We start from the raw sequence: 18,704 nt of genomic DNA, 5'->3' as shown, positions 1-18,704 counted from the left end.
CAAAAGCGGGTGGCTAGGAAGATTTTCCGGCATATGATGAGGCCATGACGAATCTGCTCTCGAATGCCGATGCCCGCCGCGTCTTCATTGCCAAGCAGGGGCTGAGCGCACCGCCGAACCGCGCCTTGACCAAGGACGGGCTCCTGCAGCTCATCCACGATCTCGGCTTCGTGCAGGTCGACAGCATCCAGACGGTCGAGCGCGCCCATCACCAGATCCTGTTCTCCCGCAACCAGACCTACCGGCGCGAACACCTGACCTCGCTGCTGGAAAAGGACGGCGCGCTGTTCGAACACTGGACGCACGATGCCTCGATCCTGCCGAGCGCTTTCTTCAAATACTGGAAGCACAAGTTCGTCCATCAGGAGGAAGTGCTGGTCGAGCGCTGGCGCAAATGGCGCGGCGAGGGTTTTGAGGATGCCTTCGAGGAAACCTACGACCGCGTCGTCGCTAACGGCGCCATTCTGGCCCGTGATATCAAGGCGGATGGCCATGTCTCCGGCGGCTGGTGGAACTGGCATCCGAATAAAACCGCGCTCGAATATTTCTGGCATACGGGCAAGTTCGCCATCGCCGGGCGCTCGAACTTCCAGAAGATCTACGACCTCGTGGAAAGGGTTATCCCGGACGAGTTCCGTGAGCCCGAAGTCGATCGAGAAGAGTTCATCGACTGGGCCTGCCGCAGCGCGCTGACGCGTCTCGGCTTTGCCACATCAGGCGAGATCGCCGCCTTCTGGAACCTGATTTCCCCCGACGCCGCCAAAGCCTGGGTTGTCTCCCATCGCGAGGAGCTCACCGAAGTGATCATCGAACCGGCGCTCGGCGGCAAACCGCGTCCGTCCTGGGCGCTTGCCGAATTCCCGGCCACGATAGACGGCTACCCGGATGCGCCGCCCCGCATCCGCGTGCTGAGCCCCTTCGACCCGATGATCCGCGACCGCAACCGCACCGAACGCTTGTTCGGCTTCTTCTACCGCATCGAAATCTTCGTGCCCGAGCCGAAACGCGAATACGGCTACTACGTCTTCCCGCTGCTGGAAGGTGACAAGCTCATCGGCCGCATCGACATGAAGGCTGACCGGAAGAAGGGGACGCTGGATGTCAAGCGCCTGTGGCTCGAGCCGGGCGTGCGGCCCTCCGCCGGACGTCTCGACAGGCTCGCTGCGGAGCTAGACCGCGTCGCCCGCTTTGCCGGCGTGGAGCGCGTGATCCTTGCCGATGGCTGGCTCGGATAGTTGATGCCAGTCGTTTGAATTTTAAGCGGTTTTTTCGAAATTACCCGGCGTTAATCTTGACGCCGGTTTACCATGCCCGTGTCGAACTTGTTAAACACCGTTCCCCTACGGTTGGCGCATGAAAACGCACCCCATCAGATACGCCGCATGGTTGGCTTGGAACGACCTGGGCCGCAGGGTCAGGACTCTGATCCGCAACCGCCGCGACGCCCGTGCCGCGGCGGCCACAACGCTCTCGCCGGGCGAGCAGCGAGAGCCGATGAAGCCGGTCGCGGTAAAGTCTGCGCTGATCGACGCGGTTTATTTCAGCCAGCAGGATGGCCGGCTTCGGGTCTGCCTCAGCAATGGCGAGGACCGGACCTTCGAGGGCGTCAACGAGGCGCATGTGATTGCCATGGTCACCTCGCAGTCGCCGGGCAAATATTACATGCGCAACGTCCGCCCCCGCTTCAAGCGTATCGCCGCCTGAGCGCGGGCGCATTTGCTGTGATCAGCCGAGTTCAGTCTTGGTGATCTTGATCCCAAAACCCTCAAGCCCGACATAGTGCCGCTCGCGGCTGGTCAGAAGCTTGATCGAGGTCACGCCGAGATCCTTCAGGATCTGTGCGCCGAGACCGATTTCCAGCCATTCGCTTTCGCGCGTTGCCGCCTCGGCATGGGCCTCGCGGCCCTGGTTGCGAGCCTTGCGGCCGTTGTCGATATGGCCGACACCGACGGAGCCTTCGCGCAAATAGACGATGATGCCGCGGCCTTCCTCGGCGATCTTCTGCATGTAGTGGTCGACCGGGCTCTTCTTGCCGAACAGATCTTCGGCGACATTCTCCGGATGCAGGCGCACCGGAATGTCGATGCCGTCGCGGATGTCGCCGAAGACGACGGCGAGATGCTGCATCGGATCCCAGGGAAGCGAATAGGTATGGGCCTTGGCCTTGCCGAACGGGGTTTCGATCTCGAAGCTAGCGCCGAGCTCGATCAGCGTTTCCTTGCGCTGGCGATAGGCGATCAGATCGGCAACCGATACCTGCTTGAGGCCGTGTTCTTCGGCAAAGCTGCTCACCTGCGGACCGCGCATGACGGTGCCGTTGTCGTTGACGAGCTCGCTGATCACGCCGATCAGCGGCAGGCCGGCAAGCCTGCAGAGATCGACGGCTGCTTCCGTATGGCCGGAGCGCATCAGCACGCCGCCCTCGCGGGCAACCAGCGGGAAAATGTGGCCCGGCCGGACGAAATCGGCAGCACCCACATTCGGGTTGGCAAGATTGCGCACTGTCAGCGTCCGGTCGTCGGCGGAAATGCCCGTTGTCGTGCCGTGCTTGAAATCAACCGAGACCGTGAAGGCCGTCGTGTGCGCCGAGTCGTTTTCGGCAACCATTGCATTGAGGTTCAGGCGCTTGGCCTCTTCCTTCGGCATCGGCGTGCAGACGATGCCCGAGGTGTGGCGCACGATGAAGGCCATTTTCTCCGGCGTACAGTGGACGGCGGCGACGATCAGGTCGCCTTCGTTCTCACGGTCGTCGTCATCCATGACAACGACGATTTCGCCGGCTTCGAAGGCCCGGATGGCATCGACGACGCGCTTCTGGTCATAAGGCATGGAGCAATTCCTATTTCAGCCGGCCGGTCTGGCCACGATCGCGGAGGTAATGATCTGCAATGGCGCAGGCAACCATCGCCTCGCCGATCGGCACGGCACGGATACCCACGCAGGGGTCGTGACGGCCCTTGGTGCGGATATCGACATTCTTGCCGTCGGCATCGATCGATTGGCGCTCGGTCAGGATCGAGGAGGTTGGCTTGATGGCGAAGCGGGCAATCACCGGCTGGCCGGTGGAAATGCCGCCTAGGATCCCGCCGGCGTGATTGGACAGGAACAACGGATTGCCGTCATTGCCCATCCGCATCTCGTCAGCGTTCTCCTCGCCGGTGATTTCGGCCGCACCGAAGCCGTTGCCGATCTCGACGCCCTTGACGGCATTGATCGACATCAGCAGCGAGGCGATGTCCTGATCGAGCTTGGCATAGATTGGTGCGCCGAGACCGGCCGGAACGCCTTCGGCAATGACCTCGACCACCGCACCGACGGATGAGCCGCTCTTGCGGATGCCATCGAGATACTCTTCCCAGACGGGCACGATTGCTGCATCGGGCGCGAAGAACGGGTTCTGGTCGACCTGAGCCCAATCCCAGTTCTGCCAGTTGATCTTGTGCTTGCCGATCTGGATCAGCGCGGCGCGCACCTTCATCTCGGGAACGACGAGGCGGGCAATACCGCCGGCGGCCACACGGGCCGCAGTCTCGCGTGCCGAGGAGCGCCCGCCGCCGCGATAGTCGCGGATGCCGTATTTCACGTCATAGGTATAGTCGGCATGGCCCGGGCGGTACTGGCGGGCGATCTCGCCGTAGTCTTTCGAGCGCTGGTCGGTATTCTCGATCAGCATCGAGATCGGCGTGCCGGTGGTGATCATCGTCTCGCCATCGGCATCCAGCATCACGCCGGAGAGAACCTTGACCAGATCGTCCTCGCGGCGCTGCGTCACGAACCGCGACTGGCCGGGCTTGCGCTTGTCTAGCCAGACCTGAATGTCCTCGAGCTTGAAGCGCAGGCCGGGCGGCGTGCCATCGACGACGCAGCCGAGTGCCGGACCGTGGCTTTCGCCCCAGGTCGTGACGCGGAAAAGATGACCGAATGTGTTGTGCGACATGTGTTACCGACCAATGGGCGCCGCCTAGGCCGTCGCCGGCAGCGCCAGACTTCCAGAAATTCGCGGTCACTCATAGGCCAAAAAGCAAAGCGGGCAAACGCCTTTCTTTGCCGAAAAGCGGCGCAATCTGAGAATGATGTTTCTGCAATTTGGAAACGATGGGCTTACGAGGCGAGGCGCCAGGCGGTGCCGAGTGCAGCCTGCGTGAATTCTTCGAAGGCGAGCGGCCGCGAGAAGGCATAGCCCTGCAGGATATCGCAGCCGAGATCGCGCAGCATGTCGGCATGGTCGATGCTCTCGACGCCTTCTGCCACAGTCTCGACGCCGAGTGAGCGGGCGATGTCGATGATCGAGCGCACCAGCGTGCGTTCCTGCGAGGAGTGAAGGATCGGCTGGACTAGCTGGCGGTCGATCTTCAGCCGCTTCGGCTTCAGCTTCAGCAGCGAGACGATCGAGGTGTGGCCGGTGCCGAAATCGTCGATCTCGATATCGATGCCGAGCGCCTTGATCCGGTCGAGGTTCTGGGCGGCGACGTCTTCGCTCTCGTCGAGGAAGATCGATTCCACCAGCTCGAAGGAGAGTTCGCCCGGGCGGATATGCAGGTGGCTGAGCGACTCGAAGAGGCTGCCGTCATGCAGGCGCCGCGCCGAGACGTTGACCGAGACCTGCGGCACCAGGAGACCGTGGGCCGCCCAGCGCATCTTGTCCTTCAGCGCGGTTTCCAGAACGATGCTGTCAAGCGTCTGCACCACGTTGATCTCGTCGGCAATCCGCAGGAACTTGTCCGGCGTCAGCACGCCGCGGGTCGGATGGTGCCAGCGCACCAGCGCTTCGACGCCGGTCAGCTTCATCGAGCGGGCGCAGAACTGCGGCTGATACCAGGCGGTGAACTCGTTGTTGTCGATACCGGCGAGGATCTCGTCGGCCGTGCGCTTGTTGTTGATGATGTCGGCCTGGAGGTTCTGATTGAAGAACTCGTAGCGGTTCCGGCCCATGCTCTTGGCACGGTAGAGCGCGATATCGGCATTGATCAGCATCTTGCGCGCATCGACATGGATGCCGTTGGCAAGCGCAATGCCGATCGAGACGCCGCAGCGGCACGAAAAGCCCTGGAAGTCGATCGGCTGGCGCATTTCCTCGATGACGCGGCCCGCAAGCTCGGCCATGTCGACGTCGCTGACATCATGCGCCAGGATCACGAACTCGTCGCCACCGATGCGCGCCACGAGATCGCTGCCGCGCACATTCTTCGACAGCACCTTGGAAGCGTGCACCAGCATCGCATCGCCGGCGGCGTGGCCGAGCGTGTCGTTGATTTCCTTGAAGCGGTCGAGGTCGATATGCAGGATCGCGAATTTCTGGCGCTGCGAGCGCGCGTCGATCGTCAGGCTTTCCAGCGCGATATCGATCTTGCGGCGGTTGGCGAGGCCGGTTAGCGGGTCATGCAGCGAATTGTGCTCGATGCGGTTCTTGGCAAGTTCAAGCTCGATATTCTTGGCAACCGCCTCGTCCTTGGCGGCCTTGAGCTCGGCCGTCAGCAGCGCGTCCTCGGTGACGTCGAAGGCAACGCCGATGACCTTGGTGGCGCCCGAGGGCGTCTGGTGCACCTTGCCGGTGGAGCGGACGTAGCGCACGCCGCCGTCGGGGCAGGGGACGCGGCAAATCAGCGTATGGGTGTCGCCCGGCTGGTTGAAGAAGCGCGACGCCTCGACCGCAGCCGCGCGATCGTCCGGATGGATGCAGGAGAGCCAGAGATCTTCGGTGACGAAGCCGTTGCGCGGAGCCAGGCCGTAGAGCTCGTGCATGCGCTCGTCCCAGAGCGAACCCTGGTTGCCGACCGTGGCATCCCAGATGCCGCACTGATAGGCATCGAGCGCCAGATCCAGCTTGCCGGACACTTCGGTCAACTCGGCCTCGCGGCGTGAAATCTCGTCGAGCGCCAGCTCCAGCTCGGCATTCTTGATGTCGCTGGTGTTCTTTGCCCGGCGCAGCGTGTCGGCCGCTTCCGCATCGGCGGTCACATCGGCGACGATGCCGATCGTCCGGCCAACACCGCCGGCGTCGGTGTAGAACGAGCCGACTGAGCGCAGATGGCGGACCGTGCCGTCTGCGAGGAAGATGCGGTACTGCGCGGTGCAGGAAGTGCCCGCCACGCTGCAATTGAAGAAATGCGCCTCGGCGATCGGCCGGTCTTCGGCCGCGATCTTCGAAAGCCAGCTTTCCAGCGGGTGGCTTCCTTCGCCGGTCCCTTCGCCGTGCAGCGCCGAAGCGCGGCCGTCCCAATAGAGACTGTGGCCGCCGTCCTCGAGTTCCCAGATGCCGATATTGGAGGAATCGAGCGCCAGATTGAGGCGCTGCGAAAGCTCGAGCAGCTTCACCTCGCGGCGTTCCAGCTGCGAGATGTTGCGGTTGCGCTCGCCGAGCAGCAGGGTTGCGAAGAAGATCGGGATGATGATCACGCAGCCGGCGGTGATGATGATGACCCTGAGCTGCGACTGGTTCGGCGGCGCCTCTTCCCAGCCGGTCATCGGCACGGCCGACAGCTCCCAACGTCCGCCGGCAAAGGCGATCTTGCGGCGCAGCGGCTGCTTGTCGAAAACATCGGTGTCGCCGAAGAAGGGCGCTGCCGAATCGGCCGCTGCCGTCCCAAGATCACGCACCGCGATCGCCAGGTGATCGAGATGCGGATAGCGCTCCTGGTTCTCGCTGTTGCGCGCCGGCTTCAGGCCGGTGTTCTCATAGAACATGTCGCGGTCGATGGTGACCTCGACAGCGCCCCAGATCTTCCGCTGCCCATCTTCCTTGACGAAGATCGGGAAGAAGATCGCAAACGCATCCTTGCCTTCGGATGTCTTGATCGGACCGTAGAAGCGCGCCTGCTGGTCGCCGGTATTGCGGGCGACCGATTGCATGCCCGAAAGCACTTCGCGCACATCCTTGCCAATCCGCGACTTGTTGGATTGCGGCGGGTAGACGTTGCTGACGATAAAGCCGGGGGCGACGGCGACGTTGATGAAATGCGGGTTCTGGATCAGCAGCCAGTTGATCTGCCGCTCCATCTCCTCGGCATTCGTGCGGGCGCTCAGCGAAATCATGTTCGAGAGGTCACGGACGATGGTGATGTCCATGTTGATCTGTGCAGCCATGCGGGCGCGAATCAGATTAGTCTCGTTTTCCGTGCGGATCTGCAACTCGCGCAGATGCGCGGCAGTATTGGCGCGATCAAGGGTGATGCCGACAGCAACGATCATGAACGCTACAAAGCCGGAGACCAGCAGCGAAAGCCATGTATTCTTGAAAATTCGCCGCAGTTGCCTGTTGCCGCCCAGCCGGAAAAGCAAAATCAGTCTCCCTTGTTTAACGGCAACTGTAAGAGGAACTTGTTAATTTACGATTTCCTGCAATTTTATATTTCGGACGCCAAAAGAACCCGGGGATAATGGTTAATCACTGCTGCTGATTATTGTTAAAATGCTATTCATCAATTGGGCGGCGAAAGCCATTGTTCCGGGCAATTTTTGCCATATTCAGAGGGTTATCTGTGTTCCATAAGATTTTTGAGTCGAGTGTGAAGAGGGTCGCTGCGATGCGTTTTTTTGTTGCCACGCTGTTGGCCACCGCCAGTTTCCTGTCGCCGATCAGCGGTTTTGCTGAAAGCGCTGACGTCGAGGCGACGATCAAGAAGGTTGATACGGCCAATCTCAGCCTGACGCTCGACGACGGCAAGACCTATCAGGCGCCGGAAGAATTCAATTTCGATGGTCTGAAGGCTGGCGTGAAGGTCGTGATCTTCTATACTGAGGTCGACGGCAAGCGCGTCATCAACGACCTCGATATCGTCCAGTAACCGGAATCAGATCCAGCCGATCAGCCGTTCCGCCCTGTTGATCTTCAAGATCCGGTCCTGCGGAATGTCGCCTTCGGCGGCTTCGTGCTTCGGCACATCGGCAATCATCTTGAAAAGACTGCGAATGACGCCGCCATGCGTCACGCAAACTGTTGGTTTATCAACCGAATTCAGCCACGACGCAATCCGCCACGACATGATCTCGTAGCTCTCGGCGTCGTCGCCGGGCGGAATGAAATCCCATTTGTTGAGGTTGCGCTCGGTGACGCGATCACGCTGCGTCGCCTTCAGTTCCTTGATCGTCGAGCCTTCCCAGTCACCAAAGGAAACCTCCACCAGCCGCTCGTCGGTGCGGTAGGCCTTGGGATCGACGCCCATGGCCTCGCGGATGATCTCCATCGTCTGGCGGGTGCGGGTCAACGGGCTGGCAACGAAGTCGAAGGCAATGCCTTCGACCTTCAGAATCTCTGCGAGATCGATGCCGTTCAGCCGCGCTTGTTCGCGGCCGATGGGGTTCAGCGGAATGTCCTTCTGTCCCTGGAGACGGCGTTCGGCATTCCAATCGGTCTGGCCGTGTCGGACCACATAGATAAGCACGGCATGTCCCGTTTCTTGGAGTTCGGTCAGTCCTTGATAACCGAAATATCGGGCGCGTCCACAGCCTTCATGCCGATGACATGGTAGCCGCTGTCGGCGTGGTGAACTTCACCGGTGACCGAACGCGACAGGTCGGACAGCATGTAGAGGCCGACGTCGCCGACTTCTTCGATGGTCACGGTGCGGCGCAGCGGAGCGTTGTATTCGTTCCACTTCAGGATGTAGCGGAAGTCGCCGATGCCGGATGCTGCGAGCGTCTTGATCGGGCCTGCGGAGATCGCGTTGACGCGGATGTTCTTCGGTCCGAGGTCGACGGCCAGATACTTGACGCTGGCTTCGAGAGCGGCCTTGGCAACGCCCATGACGTTATAGTTCGGCATCACCTTCTCGGCACCGTAATAGGTGAGGGTGAGCAGCGAACCGCCATCCGTCATCAGCTTCTCGGCGCGGCGCGCGACCGAGGTGAAGGAGAAGACGGAGATCTGCATCGTCTTGTTGAAGTTGTCGGCAGAGGTATCGACATAGCGGCCGGTCAGCTCGTCCTTGTCGGAGAAGCCGATGGCGTGAACGACGAAATCGATCTTGCCCCACATCTTTTCGACATTGGCGAAGACTTCATCGATGGTGGATTCGTCGGAGACATCACAGTGGCCGGCCAGAACGCCGCCGAGTTCGGCAGCCAGCGGCTCGACGCGCTTCTTCAGCGCTTCGCCCTGATAGGTAAAGGCGATTTCGCCGCCCTGTGCATGAATGGCCTTCGCAATGCCCCACGCGATCGAGCGATTGTTCGCAACGCCCATGATGACGCCGCGCTTGCCTGACATGAGGCCTGTTGCTTGAGCCATATTTTGCCCCCTAATGAACCAATTCAAACGTGCCTATGGCATAGGCAGCTAATCGGTTCAAGATTGCGAGCAATCATCAACTGTTAGGGATCGTAACAAAGGGTGCTCTTGTCACGAAAATTTCACAGGAAAAGCCCTTCGCGCATGCTTCTCATCAGGTCGGTGACCTTATCGTCTGGTTTTTCCCACAGAATAATGCGCAACTCGACGACGAGATCGCCCTTCGCACCGTTGCCGTCAGGCAGTCCCTGGTTCTGGACGCGGATCGATTTGTCCGAACCGGACCAGGCCGGAACGCTGACCGGGACCTTGCCGTCGGGACCATCGATCTCGGCTTCCGTGCCTAGCACGGCGTTCTCGATAGTGAGCGGTAGAACGGTGTGCAGGTCGTAGCCGTGCACAGTAAACTTCGGGTCGGATGCGATGCGCACGCTGATCACGGCGTCGCCGCGCTGCATGTTCGGCAGTTTCAGCCCCTGTCCCTTAAGGCGAACCTGCTGTCCGTCTGTTGTCCCTGAGGAAAGCATGAAGCTCGCCTCCTGGGCTTCGCCCAGCGGAACGGTGATACGGTTACCTTTCAGGATGTCTTCGATCGTCACCGTCGCCTGGGCAAACTGGTCCGGCGCCTTTTCGGGTGCCGGGGCAGCGCCGGTGAACCGGCGCACCAGCGATGTCAGAATGCTGAAAGGCTGCAATATGTTGGCTGCTGCTGCAGCGGCATTCGCGTCGGCATTGTCGCCATCGGGCTTGGCCGCGTCCGGCTCGCTCTTGGCAGCCTCGGGTTCGGCAGGTTTTGCCTTTGCCTGCGATTGTGCCTGCTGCTGGGCCTGGCCCGTTGCGCCGGCGCCCGCAGTCTTGGCCTGCGCGTTCGCGCCGAAAATGCGCTCGACGACGTCTTCTGCACTTTCGGAGCCGGCTGCCTTCTGCTTCTGCGCTTCCTCCGCCGCTGCTTTCGCCGCTTTCTGGGCGTTGGCGCGCGCGAGTTCTTCCATCACGCGCTCGGCATTCTCCTGCGCCTGCTTGGCACGTATAGCCGCTTCGCGCGCGGCCTGGCGCTGCTGCATGATGGTTTCGCCGCTGACCTTTGCCGCCGCCATGCGCGCAGCCGTGTCGAAGAGGCTGCGCTTCTTAGGATCCTTCAGCGTCTCATAGGCGCGGCCGACCTCGGCGAAACGCGCCGTGGCGTTCGGGTCGCTCTGATTGTGGTCAGGATGGACCGCCTTGGCCATATTACGCCAAGCAGCCTTGATTTCGTCAGCTCCTGCGTCCCTCTGGACGCCCAAAACCTTATATGGATCGCGCATAGTAATCCGCCGGTGTCCGATCCGGCTGCCACCCTTTGGCAGCCGAAAGCCCAATAACAACTCTTTGCGCGCCATCCGGTTCAACCGGACCTCGCGCTTATGGGCTGGATCGTGCGGGAGAGTTGCTAATCACTTGTTATTTTCGCCGCCGGTGTCGGTGGCTTTCGCGGCAAATGGTTATCGTTCTGCTAAGCATGGTCATGCCGCCGCCGCGCGCATTAAGCATTCCTGTGGAAAAGGTTCAGCCTTCCGGCTGGAAGCTCAGAAGCTGCCAGTTGCCGCCGCCGACCAGGCAGGTCTTGCCCATGAACTTGGCGATGCCGTCATAGGAATGACGGGTGGTGCGGAACTGCCGGCAGACCTGGCCGGAATCGTTGTTCTCGACGATCGTGTCGATCACGCCCGCACTGCCGGTCGAGGCATTGGCCCAGGCCAGCGGTTGCGCGCCGACCTTGCCGACATCGGCAGAGGTCACGGCGTTGCGCACGGTCATTTCGTCTGAAAGCGTATCGGTGCTCGGCGGATTCTGCGGCACGGTACCGGTCGAGACGGAGCGGTCGACCTTGGAATCGCTGAGGAAGTCAAAACCACCGGTCATGCAGCCTGACAGCGAGAGTGTCGCCATGCCGATGAGAAGGAGCGAACCACTGCGGCGCAGGAAGCCCTTTGTATGGTGAGTTGACTTTGCTATGACTTCCACCCTGTGTCCTGTCCAGTCGTGAATAGCTGGGCATTTAACCTGATAACCCGGGGCATTTGAGCTAATATGTCGGCAAATGAGTTAACAAGCAGTGACTTTACCGAACGCGGCGAACCATTCAAGCTTTTCGCGGAATGGCTGAAGGAAGCCGAGGCTTCGGAGGTCAACGATCCCAATGCCGTCGCGCTGGCAACCGTCGATGAGGCTGGTCTTCCCAATGTCCGCATGGTCCTCCTGAAGGGATTCGATACCGCAGGCTTCGTGTTCTACACCAATTTCGAGAGCCAGAAAGGTCGCGAAATCTTGGGACAGCAAAAGGCGGCCATGTGCTTCCATTGGAAGACGCTGCGCCGCCAGGTGCGTTTGCGTGGTCCGGTGGAAGTCGTAACCGACGAAGAGGCCGACGTCTATTTTAAATCGCGCGCCCGCGGCAGCCGCATTGGTGCCTGGGCCTCGAAACAGTCCCGTCCGCTCGAAAGCCGTTTCGCACTCGAGAAGTCGGTTGCCGAATATACCGCCCGCTATGCGATCGGTGAAATTCCCCGCCCGTCCTACTGGTCCGGTTTCCGCATCAAGCCCGTCAGCATCGAGTTCTGGAAAGACCAGAATTTCCGTCTCCACGACCGCATCGAGTTCCGCCGTGCGGAGCCTGAGGGCGATTGGGAAAAGGTCCGGATGTATCCGTAACCTCTTATTTCCCCATCAGTTTCAGGGGAATGCCTGAGGCCAGCGCCGAAACATAGCGCGGCTTCTGGTAGAGGCCGTTCAGCGACAGACGCGGCAGGTAATGGGTGCCGCCGGATAGCCCGGTCTTTATAACGCCGGGCTGCGTCGTCACGGACACCGTGAAGCCGAGGCCGGCGGCAATTGCCGCCTCGCGTTGCGTTGCCGCCTCCCGGGTGCCGTAGGGAAAAGCGATCGTCACGGGCCGATGGCCGGTAACCACTTCTACGTGATCGGCCGAAATCAGCATCTCCTCACGGGCGTCGGCTTCGGGCAGCCGGGCGAGCGCCCGGTGGCTGATCGTATGCGCGCCGAGCGAAGCGAGGGGGCTCGCTTCCAGCAGATTGAGCTCGGCCTCGCCCATCACCAGATCGTCGACGATGCCGAGCGGATCGATCTCGTGCTGCCGCGCCAGGGCGTCGAGCCGCGCGATCGCCGCCGTTTCGTCTGTGCTATGGAGAAAGGCGGCAAATCTCGCGAATGCCGCGTATTGATCGGCCGGATTTTCAAGCTTGAGTACCTCGTCGCCGCTGCCGAAATCGAAATGCAGCAGATCGGCGCGGCGCAACAGCAGCGTCAGCGTTTCCCACCAGATACTGTGCGTGCGCTCGGTCAGCCCCTTGGCCACGAAGATCGTGAACGGCGCCTCGTGCCTTTCGAAAATCGGATAGGCGTGGACGAGATTGTTGCGATAACCGTCGTCGAGTGTGAAGGCGGCAAACGGCGCATCGCCTGCCGGTGCAGAGAGCAGGGCAGGGACGTCCGAAAGCGCCACGAAGCGATATCCGTCCTTCGTTAGCCGCGACAGCGCCGCATCGAGGAATTCCGGCGTAATTTCGAGATGCGCATTGGGTTCGAAGTCATGCGCCTCGTAAGGGCGGACATGGTGCAGGGTGAAGATTGCGCCACGGCCGCGCGCGCCGCGCATCAGCCGCGTAGCGCTGATCAGATGCGCCGCTTCAAGGCCGGCGGTGATGGCGGCCTTTTTCGCCCTTTTTTTCCACAATCCCTGCATATCAGCTCCGTGAAAGGTCCGGACCCTACCAATTCTGGTGTTAAACCTTGCTGAAGATTGCTTTTCGGACTGAAATCTTTACGTTTCCTTCACCACGGGTGGAAAAAACTCAGAGAACCAGTGTTCGTTGCCTCAAAGTCGCGCCAAAGTGCGGGCTTCTGTCACAGAACGGGACACATTTTGGCAATGCTGCGCGCGCGTGGCACCTAGAGGGGAAATCCATGAACAGGCTGTTGGCCACACTCTTGACTGCGACGCTTGCCTTTTCGGCACCCGTTGCGGCGATCGCCGGCAACGCCTCTTTCATCCTTGATGCCCGCACCGGCAAGGTTCTCGCCTCTGAAAATGCCGACGTGCTGAACCACCCGGCATCGCTGACCAAGATGATGACCCTCTATCTCGCCTTCGAAGCGATCAATCGCGGCAAGCTCAGCTGGGATAGCCAGATCGTCATGTCCAAATATGCAGCCAGCCGCCCGCCGACGAAACTCGGTGTCCGCCCCGGCGGCACGATCACCGTGCGCGAAGCGGTCTATGGCATGATCGTCAAGTCGGCCAACGACGCTGCCGCTGCCATGGGCGAGAAGCTTGGCGGTTCGGAAAGCAACTTTGCCCGGATGATGACGCAGAAGGCACGTCAGCTCGGCATGAGCCGCACCACCTTCTACAACGCCTCGGGCCTTCCCGACGCTCGCCAAGTAACGACGGCCCGCGACATGTCGACCCTCGGCGTGGCGCTGATCCGCAATTTCCCGAAGGAATACCAGCTCTTCTCGGTAGCCTCCTTCAATTTCCGCGGCAAGACGATCCGCGGCCACAACAATCTCATGTACCGCTACGAAGGCATGGACGGTATCAAGACCGGCTATACCAATGCCTCTGGCTTCAACCTCGTCAGCGCCGTGCGCGATGGCAACCGCCGCGTTGTCGGCGTCGTTCTTGGCGGCCGCACGGCCCGCAGCCGCGATGCCCAGATGGCAGCTTTGCTCGACAAGTATCTCGACCGCGCATCGGGTGGCGCCAAGCTGGTTGCCAGTGCCGGCGGCAAGCCGCAGCCGGCAGCTCCGGTTGAAGTCGCTTCCGCTGCGGATGACGGCGATCTGCCGGTTCCGGTGAACGCACCGCGCGCCCAGGGCGATGCCGAGGCAATCCCCTTTGCACTCGGCTACAGCGGCACCACAGTTCCGCTCGACCGTCCGGCCGCGCTCGACAAGATGGGCAAGGGCGGCAAGCTGCAGGCGTCGGCCAGCGGCTGGCAGATCCAGATCTCCGCGGCACCAAGCGCCGAGGCCGCACAGGCACTGCTCGCGCAGGCCAAGACTGAAGGCGGCGCGGCATTGAAATCCGCCTCGCCGCTGACCCAGGCCGTCGGCTCCGGCGCGAGCGCCGTCTACCGCGCCCGCTTCACCGGTTTCGGTAGCCGCGATGCCGCCGCCGCTGCCTGCGATGCCCTGAAGAAGCGCTCCTATGACTGCGTGATGGTCGGCGGCAACGGCTGATCTAGACTGGACAACAGCCAGGAATCACGGTTCTCCTTCGTGAGTACGGAAGGAGAACGAAATGCTGTCAGATCTTGCCGAAAAATTCGAGGCGGCCTCTAAGGCCTATGCCGCGGCAAACGGCGTGGAGCGCGATCCCGACTGGTTTCTGCTCAAGCTTCAGGAAGAGATGGGTGAACTCACCCAGGCCTGGAACCGCCTGACGGGGAGGGGACGCGCCAAGGGCCGGACATCCGCCGAGATGAAGCAGGACCTCGCCGACGAGACCGCCGATCTCTTCGGCCACATCCTCCTCTTTGCCCACCACAACGGCATCGACCTCGCACCCTCCGTCGAGCGGAAATGGCTGTTTAGGCCGTGAATACGCGGAGTTACTTGCCGAGTGCCCGCCGGTAGAACTTGCTGTCGACGCCCATGACAGGGAAGGCGCGGGGGAGGTCGTTCCGGCTGATCTCGCTGAACCCGTTCTTTTCGTAGAACCGGTGGGCGGCAAGGAACCGGTCAGTGGTGCCGAGGAAGATATCGGTGATCTCATGCTCCCCGGCATGCGCAAGGAGCGCGTCGAGCAGGCGGGCGGCGACATTGTGTTCGCGGCCGCGCACATGGGCCGCCACGAACATCTTGCGCAACGCCGTCTGGTTATTGCCGATATCCTTGAGGCCGAGCGTCCCGACGATCGTTCCGTCGAGTTCGGCGACCCAGAACTGCCCCTTGCGGGCCTGGTAGAAGTCGGGGATCACCGCCAGATCCGGCTGGTCGTCGGCGGTGATGGCGATGCCGAATTCATCCCGCTGGATCGGCAGGATCACCGAGAAGACGCCGTCGATGTCGGCGATGGCAAAGGGCCGTATCAGGATCTCGCGCATCGCCGTCTCCTGAGGTTGTTAGGTTTGCGTACCGCCAACAGTAACCTGGTCCATGCGCAGGTGCGGCTGGCCGACGCCGACGGGCACCCATTGTCCGGCCTTGCCGCAATTGCCGATGCCGGTATCGAGCTTCATGTCGTTGCCGACCATGGAGATGCGCTTCATCGCGTCAGGGCCGTTGCCGATCAGCATCGCGCCCTTGATCGGCGCGCCGATCTTGCCGTTTTCGATCAGGTAGGCCTCGGTGCAGCCGAAAACGAACTTGCCCGAGGTGATATCCACCTGGCCGCCGCCGAAGGAAACGGCATAGATGCCCTTCTTGACCGACGAAATGATCTCCTCAGGCGTCTTGTCGCCGCCGAGCATATAGGTGTTGGTCATGCGCGGCATGGGAACATGGGCATAGCCCTGGCGGCGCCCGTTGCCAGTCGCCTTCATGCCCATCAGCCGTGCATTCTGCCGGTCCTGCATGTAGCCGACCAGCTTGCCGTTCTCGATCAGCACGTTATAGGCCGAAGGCGTGCCTTCGTCGTCGATGGTGATCGAGCCGCGGCGGTTGTCGATCGTGCCGTCGTCCACGACGGTGACGCCTGGAGCGGCGACCATCTGGCCGAGCAGGCCGGCAAAGGCCGAGGTCTTCTTCCTGTTGAAATCGCCTTCCAGCCCGTGGCCGACAGCCTCATGCAGCATGACGCCGGGCCAGCCGGAGCCGAGCACCACATCCATCGTGCCTGCGGGCGCTTCGATGGCTTCGAGATTGACCAGCGCCTGGCGCAGCGCCTCGTCGGCGCCGGTCTGCCAGCTGCCCTCGGTGATGAAGTCGCCGAAGCCGATGCGCCCGCCGGATCCGTAGGAGCCGCTCTCCTGCCGGTCGCCTTCGCCCACCATGACCGAGATGTTGATGCGGGTCATCGGCCGGATGTCGCGGACGCGGTGGCCGTCGGCACGCAGGATGTCGACGACCTGCCAGCTGGCGGCGACGGAAGCCGTCACCTGCCGCACCTTGTCGTCCTTGCCGCGCAGATAGGCGTCGATATCGGTCAGCACCTTCACCTTCTCTTCGAAGGAGGGCGAGCCGATCGGGTTTTCGTCGTTGTAGAATTTCTTGTTGGTGCCCTGGGGGGCGGCGGCGTAGCTGCCGGAATAGCCGCGGGTAACGGCGCCGACGGCATCGGCGGCGCGCTTCAGCGCCGAAACCGAGAGGTCGCCGGCATGAGCATAACCAACCGCTTCGCCAGCCACGGCGCGCAGGCCAAAACCCTGCTCGGTATTGAAGCTGCCGCCCTTGAGGCGGCCGTTGTCGAACATCAGCGATTCCGCCTGCGCATGCTCGATATAGAGCTCGCCGTCATCGGAGCCGGAAAGCGCTTCGGCCACGAGCTTGCGCATCGTCGCTTCGTCGGCATCGAAGAGCGTCAGGAGGTCGGTATTCATGATGGTATGCTCCGCTTCAAAGCTGCAATGCTTCAAGCCGATGTAGGTCCGGACGGGTGTTCGAGCAAGCCCCAATCGGGCCCTTATCAGGGTAGCGCGTCGTAGCCTTCGGCAAAGCCCTTCAGATCGACCGGAATGCCGATGCCTTCTTCCGGTGTCTGGAAGACGATGAAGGTGGCGCTGGTGCCGCTGCGGAAGGTCTTGAGCAGCTCGTCCTCGAGCACGACTTCGGCATAGCAGCCATCGGCGAAGCAACGGACGAAATAGGCGCGGCCGATATCCTTGCCGTCGACATTGAGGCCGAGGCCGTTCGGCAGCAGCACGCCGAGAGGGGCGAGTACGCGCAGGATCTTCGACTTGCGGTCGGCGGTCTTCAGCACGACGACCGAGAGGCCGACTTCAGGACGGTCTTCGGCTATCACGTTCTGCATCAGCGCGCACTGCTCGGCTGAAGCGCCGGCTGGCTTGTCGCAGACGACGGACCAGGCGCCGTGGTTGGATTTCACCGTGCCCGGCGCCTGCGGCTGGCTCTGGCCGGGAACGGCCTGCTGCTGTCCGGGTGCCGGGGGCGCGGGTTCAGCCTGTGCAGGCGGCTTGGCGGCCGGCTGCTGCTGCGCGAAGACGGGGGCGGCCGCTGCTGCTGCAAGTATGGTGGTCACGGCAAGCGACCGCGCAAGGGAACGGAAACCCATAAAAACCTCTGGATTCGAATCGGTAACGGTATTGTTGAAGGCCGTCGCCGAAAATGAAAAGACCTGCCCCGTGAAAACCGGGGGACTACGGCAGAAATAGGACCTTTCGGCAAGAATGTTGGGGCTTTGGATTGGCCCGCGTAAGGCTTTTCCGTATGATGGTGCAAATCGGCGGTAATGTTTTGTGCCTGCTTGCGAATTTGTCGTTACGCAAAAATGCCGCATAGACAATTGCTTTGGCCAGTTGCGGTCCATGGCAAACTGTGGTTTGAAGCGCAGAAGATGGCAAGGATTCTGCGTTCGATTTATGGCAGGTCAAGCGCTCGAGGGAGATACTAAGGTGATTAAGAAGGCTTATGCAGCTCTGACCGCGCTGGTCTGTCTGCTTTTTGCTTCCGGCACATATGCCGATCAGCCGATGCCGTGGCAGGCAACGCTGCAGCCGGCGGCGACGCCGATTATGCGGGAAATCCGCTGGTTCGAACAATATACGCTGTGGTTCATCGTACCGATCACGCTCTTCGTTCTGATCCTGCTCATCGTCGTCTGTTGGAAGTTCCGCGCCAGCGCCAATCCGGTGCCGTCGAAGACCAGCCACAACACGGTTATCGAAGTCATCTGGACCGTGGGGCCGGTTCTGATCCTTCTCTTCCTCGCCGTTCCGTCGTTCAACCTTCTGACCGCCCAGCTGACGCTGCCGGAAAATCCGGATGTGACGCTGAAGGCGACCGCCACACAGTGGCAGTGGAATTACGAATATGAAGGCACCGGCGACAATCCGCTGGCCTTCGATTCCTACCTGCTGAAGGATCCGGATCGTGCCGCTGCCGGCAAGACCGACCTCTCCACCTATCCGCGCCTGCTCGCTGTCGACAACGAAGTCGTCCTGCCTGTCGGCAAGACCGTCCGCGTTCTGGTGACGGCCGCACCGACCGACGTCATCCACGCTTTCGCGATGCCGTCCTTCGGCGTCAAGATCGATGCTGTTCCGGGCCGTCTCAACGAAACCTGGTTCAAGACCGAGCGCGAAGGCCTGTTCTACGGCCAGTGTTCCGAGCTCTGCGGCAAGGACCATGCGTTCATGCCGATCGCGATCCGTGTCGTTTCCGAAGACAAGTACAAGCAGTGGCTGACGGCTGCCGCTTCCGATCTTCCCGGGGCCTACAAAAGCCTCATGGCAGCAACCGATGGTCCGAAGACCGTCGATGTCGCCGAAAACGCTCAGTAATCTAGAAGGGACTCGGG

At 61.5% G+C, this 18,704-nt stretch carries 18 protein-coding genes; 7 read left to right on the top strand and 11 right to left on the bottom strand.

Annotated elements, in window-relative coordinates; genetic code table 11:
* The first annotated feature begins 44 nt into the window (after positions 1 to 44).
* Positions 45 to 1,235, top strand: a complete 1,191-nt coding sequence (locus AC1DJO_RS08085) for a winged helix-turn-helix domain-containing protein (protein ID WP_477969763.1) — start codon at positions 45 to 47, stop codon at positions 1,233 to 1,235.
* A gap of 118 nt (positions 1,236 to 1,353) precedes the next feature.
* Complete coding sequence (locus tag AC1DJO_RS08080) at positions 1,354 to 1,704, top strand: KTSC domain-containing protein (RefSeq protein ID WP_477969761.1); 351 nt, start codon at positions 1,354 to 1,356, stop codon at positions 1,702 to 1,704.
* 21 nt (positions 1,705 to 1,725) lie between these two features.
* Here AC1DJO_RS08080 and ribB read toward each other — a convergent pair whose 3' ends face one another.
* The 3 genes from ribB to AC1DJO_RS08065 all read right to left on the bottom strand — a co-directional run bounded on the left by ribB (position 1,726) and on the right by AC1DJO_RS08065 (position 7,278).
* Complete coding sequence (gene ribB / locus AC1DJO_RS08075) at positions 1,726 to 2,829, bottom strand: 3,4-dihydroxy-2-butanone-4-phosphate synthase (RefSeq protein WP_477969760.1); 1,104 nt, start codon at positions 2,827 to 2,829, stop codon at positions 1,726 to 1,728.
* Positions 2,830 to 2,839: 10 nt separating this feature from the next.
* Positions 2,840 to 3,937, bottom strand: coding sequence for a chorismate synthase (gene aroC / locus AC1DJO_RS08070; RefSeq protein ID WP_477969759.1), 1,098 nt, complete (start codon positions 3,935 to 3,937; stop codon positions 2,840 to 2,842).
* 164 nt (positions 3,938 to 4,101) lie between these two features.
* A complete protein-coding gene (locus tag AC1DJO_RS08065; RefSeq protein ID WP_477969757.1) occupies positions 4,102 to 7,278 on the bottom strand; it encodes a bifunctional diguanylate cyclase/phosphodiesterase in 3,177 nt (1,058 codons plus the stop codon).
* A 245-nt stretch (positions 7,279 to 7,523) separates the two neighbouring features.
* Here AC1DJO_RS08065 and AC1DJO_RS08060 point away from each other — a divergent pair, with 245 nt between their 5' ends.
* Positions 7,524 to 7,784, top strand: a complete 261-nt coding sequence (locus AC1DJO_RS08060; RefSeq protein ID WP_112386465.1) for a DUF1344 domain-containing protein — start codon at positions 7,524 to 7,526, stop codon at positions 7,782 to 7,784.
* A 6-nt stretch (positions 7,785 to 7,790) separates the two neighbouring features.
* Here the strand turns inward: AC1DJO_RS08060 and AC1DJO_RS08055 are convergent, their stop codons facing one another.
* The 4 genes from AC1DJO_RS08055 to AC1DJO_RS08040 all read right to left on the bottom strand — a co-directional run bounded on the left by AC1DJO_RS08055 (position 7,791) and on the right by AC1DJO_RS08040 (position 11,230).
* Positions 7,791 to 8,381, bottom strand: coding sequence for a histidine phosphatase family protein (locus AC1DJO_RS08055; RefSeq protein WP_477969755.1), 591 nt, complete (start codon positions 8,379 to 8,381; stop codon positions 7,791 to 7,793).
* Positions 8,382 to 8,407: 26 nt separating this feature from the next.
* Positions 8,408 to 9,226 (bottom strand): enoyl-ACP reductase FabI, encoded by an 819-nt coding sequence (gene fabI, locus AC1DJO_RS08050; protein ID WP_112386463.1) that lies wholly within the window; start codon positions 9,224 to 9,226, stop codon positions 8,408 to 8,410.
* Between the two features lie 122 nt (positions 9,227 to 9,348).
* Positions 9,349 to 10,530 (bottom strand): DnaJ C-terminal domain-containing protein, encoded by a 1,182-nt coding sequence (locus AC1DJO_RS08045; RefSeq protein WP_477969753.1) that lies wholly within the window; start codon positions 10,528 to 10,530, stop codon positions 9,349 to 9,351.
* A gap of 241 nt (positions 10,531 to 10,771) precedes the next feature.
* Complete coding sequence (locus AC1DJO_RS08040) at positions 10,772 to 11,230, bottom strand: RT0821/Lpp0805 family surface protein (RefSeq protein ID WP_112518182.1); 459 nt, start codon at positions 11,228 to 11,230, stop codon at positions 10,772 to 10,774.
* A 66-nt stretch (positions 11,231 to 11,296) separates the two neighbouring features.
* On the opposite strand from AC1DJO_RS08040, the gene pdxH reads away from it, so the two are divergent.
* Positions 11,297 to 11,917, top strand: a complete 621-nt coding sequence (gene pdxH / locus AC1DJO_RS08035; protein WP_112386460.1) for a pyridoxamine 5'-phosphate oxidase — start codon at positions 11,297 to 11,299, stop codon at positions 11,915 to 11,917.
* Between the two features lie 4 nt (positions 11,918 to 11,921).
* On the opposite strand, the gene AC1DJO_RS08030 is transcribed toward pdxH, so the two are convergent.
* Positions 11,922 to 12,968, bottom strand: a complete 1,047-nt coding sequence (locus AC1DJO_RS08030) for a polysaccharide deacetylase family protein (RefSeq protein ID WP_477969751.1) — start codon at positions 12,966 to 12,968, stop codon at positions 11,922 to 11,924.
* A 221-nt stretch (positions 12,969 to 13,189) separates the two neighbouring features.
* Between AC1DJO_RS08030 and AC1DJO_RS08025 the strand changes: the two genes are divergently transcribed.
* Both AC1DJO_RS08025 and AC1DJO_RS08020 read left to right on the top strand, forming a co-directional pair.
* Positions 13,190 to 14,467, top strand: a complete 1,278-nt coding sequence (locus AC1DJO_RS08025) for a D-alanyl-D-alanine carboxypeptidase family protein (RefSeq protein WP_477969749.1) — start codon at positions 13,190 to 13,192, stop codon at positions 14,465 to 14,467.
* 61 nt (positions 14,468 to 14,528) lie between these two features.
* Entirely contained in the window at positions 14,529 to 14,828 is a 300-nt protein-coding gene (locus AC1DJO_RS08020) for a pyrophosphohydrolase domain-containing protein (RefSeq protein WP_477969747.1), read from the top strand.
* Between the two features lie 10 nt (positions 14,829 to 14,838).
* Here the strand turns inward: AC1DJO_RS08020 and AC1DJO_RS08015 are convergent, their stop codons facing one another.
* The 3 genes from AC1DJO_RS08015 to AC1DJO_RS08005 form a co-directional block, all read right to left on the bottom strand.
* On the bottom strand, positions 14,839 to 15,333 hold the full coding sequence (locus AC1DJO_RS08015; RefSeq protein ID WP_442207957.1) for a GNAT family N-acetyltransferase: 495 nt from the start codon (positions 15,331 to 15,333) through the stop codon (positions 14,839 to 14,841).
* Between the two features lie 18 nt (positions 15,334 to 15,351).
* The gene (gene tldD / locus AC1DJO_RS08010; protein WP_112537164.1) at positions 15,352 to 16,767 is read right to left on the bottom strand and encodes a metalloprotease TldD; all 1,416 of its coding nucleotides are present in this window, start codon (positions 16,765 to 16,767) and stop codon (positions 15,352 to 15,354) included.
* Between the two features lie 86 nt (positions 16,768 to 16,853).
* On the bottom strand, positions 16,854 to 17,459 hold the full coding sequence (locus tag AC1DJO_RS08005; protein WP_477969744.1) for an invasion associated locus B family protein: 606 nt from the start codon (positions 17,457 to 17,459) through the stop codon (positions 16,854 to 16,856).
* Between the two features lie 340 nt (positions 17,460 to 17,799).
* Here AC1DJO_RS08005 and coxB point away from each other — a divergent pair, with 340 nt between their 5' ends.
* Complete coding sequence (coxB, locus tag AC1DJO_RS08000) at positions 17,800 to 18,687, top strand: cytochrome c oxidase subunit II (protein ID WP_112386453.1); 888 nt, start codon at positions 17,800 to 17,802, stop codon at positions 18,685 to 18,687.
* The last annotated feature ends 17 nt before the right edge of the window (positions 18,688 to 18,704 follow it).

The sequence above is a fragment of the Rhizobium sp. 05N430 genome, assembly GCF_056396985.1.
This window is presented reverse-complemented; position numbering and strand designations above follow the sequence as displayed.

Excerpts from the sequence above, each read along its gene's own strand:
- AC1DJO_RS08085 (WP_477969763.1), top strand. The coding sequence starts at position 45 with ATGACGAATCTGCTCTCGAATGCCGATGCCCGCCGCGTCTTCATTGCC.
- AC1DJO_RS08080 (WP_477969761.1), top strand. The coding sequence starts at position 1,354 with ATGAAAACGCACCCCATCAGATACGCCGCATGGTTGGCTTGGAACGAC.
- ribB (WP_477969760.1), bottom strand. The coding sequence starts at position 2,829 with ATGCCTTATGACCAGAAGCGCGTCGTCGATGCCATCCGGGCCTTCGAA.
- aroC (WP_477969759.1), bottom strand. The coding sequence starts at position 3,937 with ATGTCGCACAACACATTCGGTCATCTTTTCCGCGTCACGACCTGGGGC.
- AC1DJO_RS08060 (WP_112386465.1), top strand. The coding sequence starts at position 7,524 with ATGCGTTTTTTTGTTGCCACGCTGTTGGCCACCGCCAGTTTCCTGTCG.
- fabI (WP_112386463.1), bottom strand. The coding sequence starts at position 9,226 with ATGGCTCAAGCAACAGGCCTCATGTCAGGCAAGCGCGGCGTCATCATG.
- AC1DJO_RS08045 (WP_477969753.1), bottom strand. The coding sequence starts at position 10,530 with ATGCGCGATCCATATAAGGTTTTGGGCGTCCAGAGGGACGCAGGAGCT.
- pdxH (WP_112386460.1), top strand. The coding sequence starts at position 11,297 with ATGTCGGCAAATGAGTTAACAAGCAGTGACTTTACCGAACGCGGCGAA.
- AC1DJO_RS08030 (WP_477969751.1), bottom strand. The coding sequence starts at position 12,968 with ATGCAGGGATTGTGGAAAAAAAGGGCGAAAAAGGCCGCCATCACCGCC.
- AC1DJO_RS08025 (WP_477969749.1), top strand. The coding sequence starts at position 13,190 with ATGAACAGGCTGTTGGCCACACTCTTGACTGCGACGCTTGCCTTTTCG.
- AC1DJO_RS08020 (WP_477969747.1), top strand. The coding sequence starts at position 14,529 with ATGCTGTCAGATCTTGCCGAAAAATTCGAGGCGGCCTCTAAGGCCTAT.
- AC1DJO_RS08015 (WP_442207957.1), bottom strand. The coding sequence starts at position 15,333 with ATGCGCGAGATCCTGATACGGCCCTTTGCCATCGCCGACATCGACGGC.
- tldD (WP_112537164.1), bottom strand. The coding sequence starts at position 16,767 with ATGAATACCGACCTCCTGACGCTCTTCGATGCCGACGAAGCGACGATG.
- AC1DJO_RS08005 (WP_477969744.1), bottom strand. The coding sequence starts at position 17,459 with ATGGGTTTCCGTTCCCTTGCGCGGTCGCTTGCCGTGACCACCATACTT.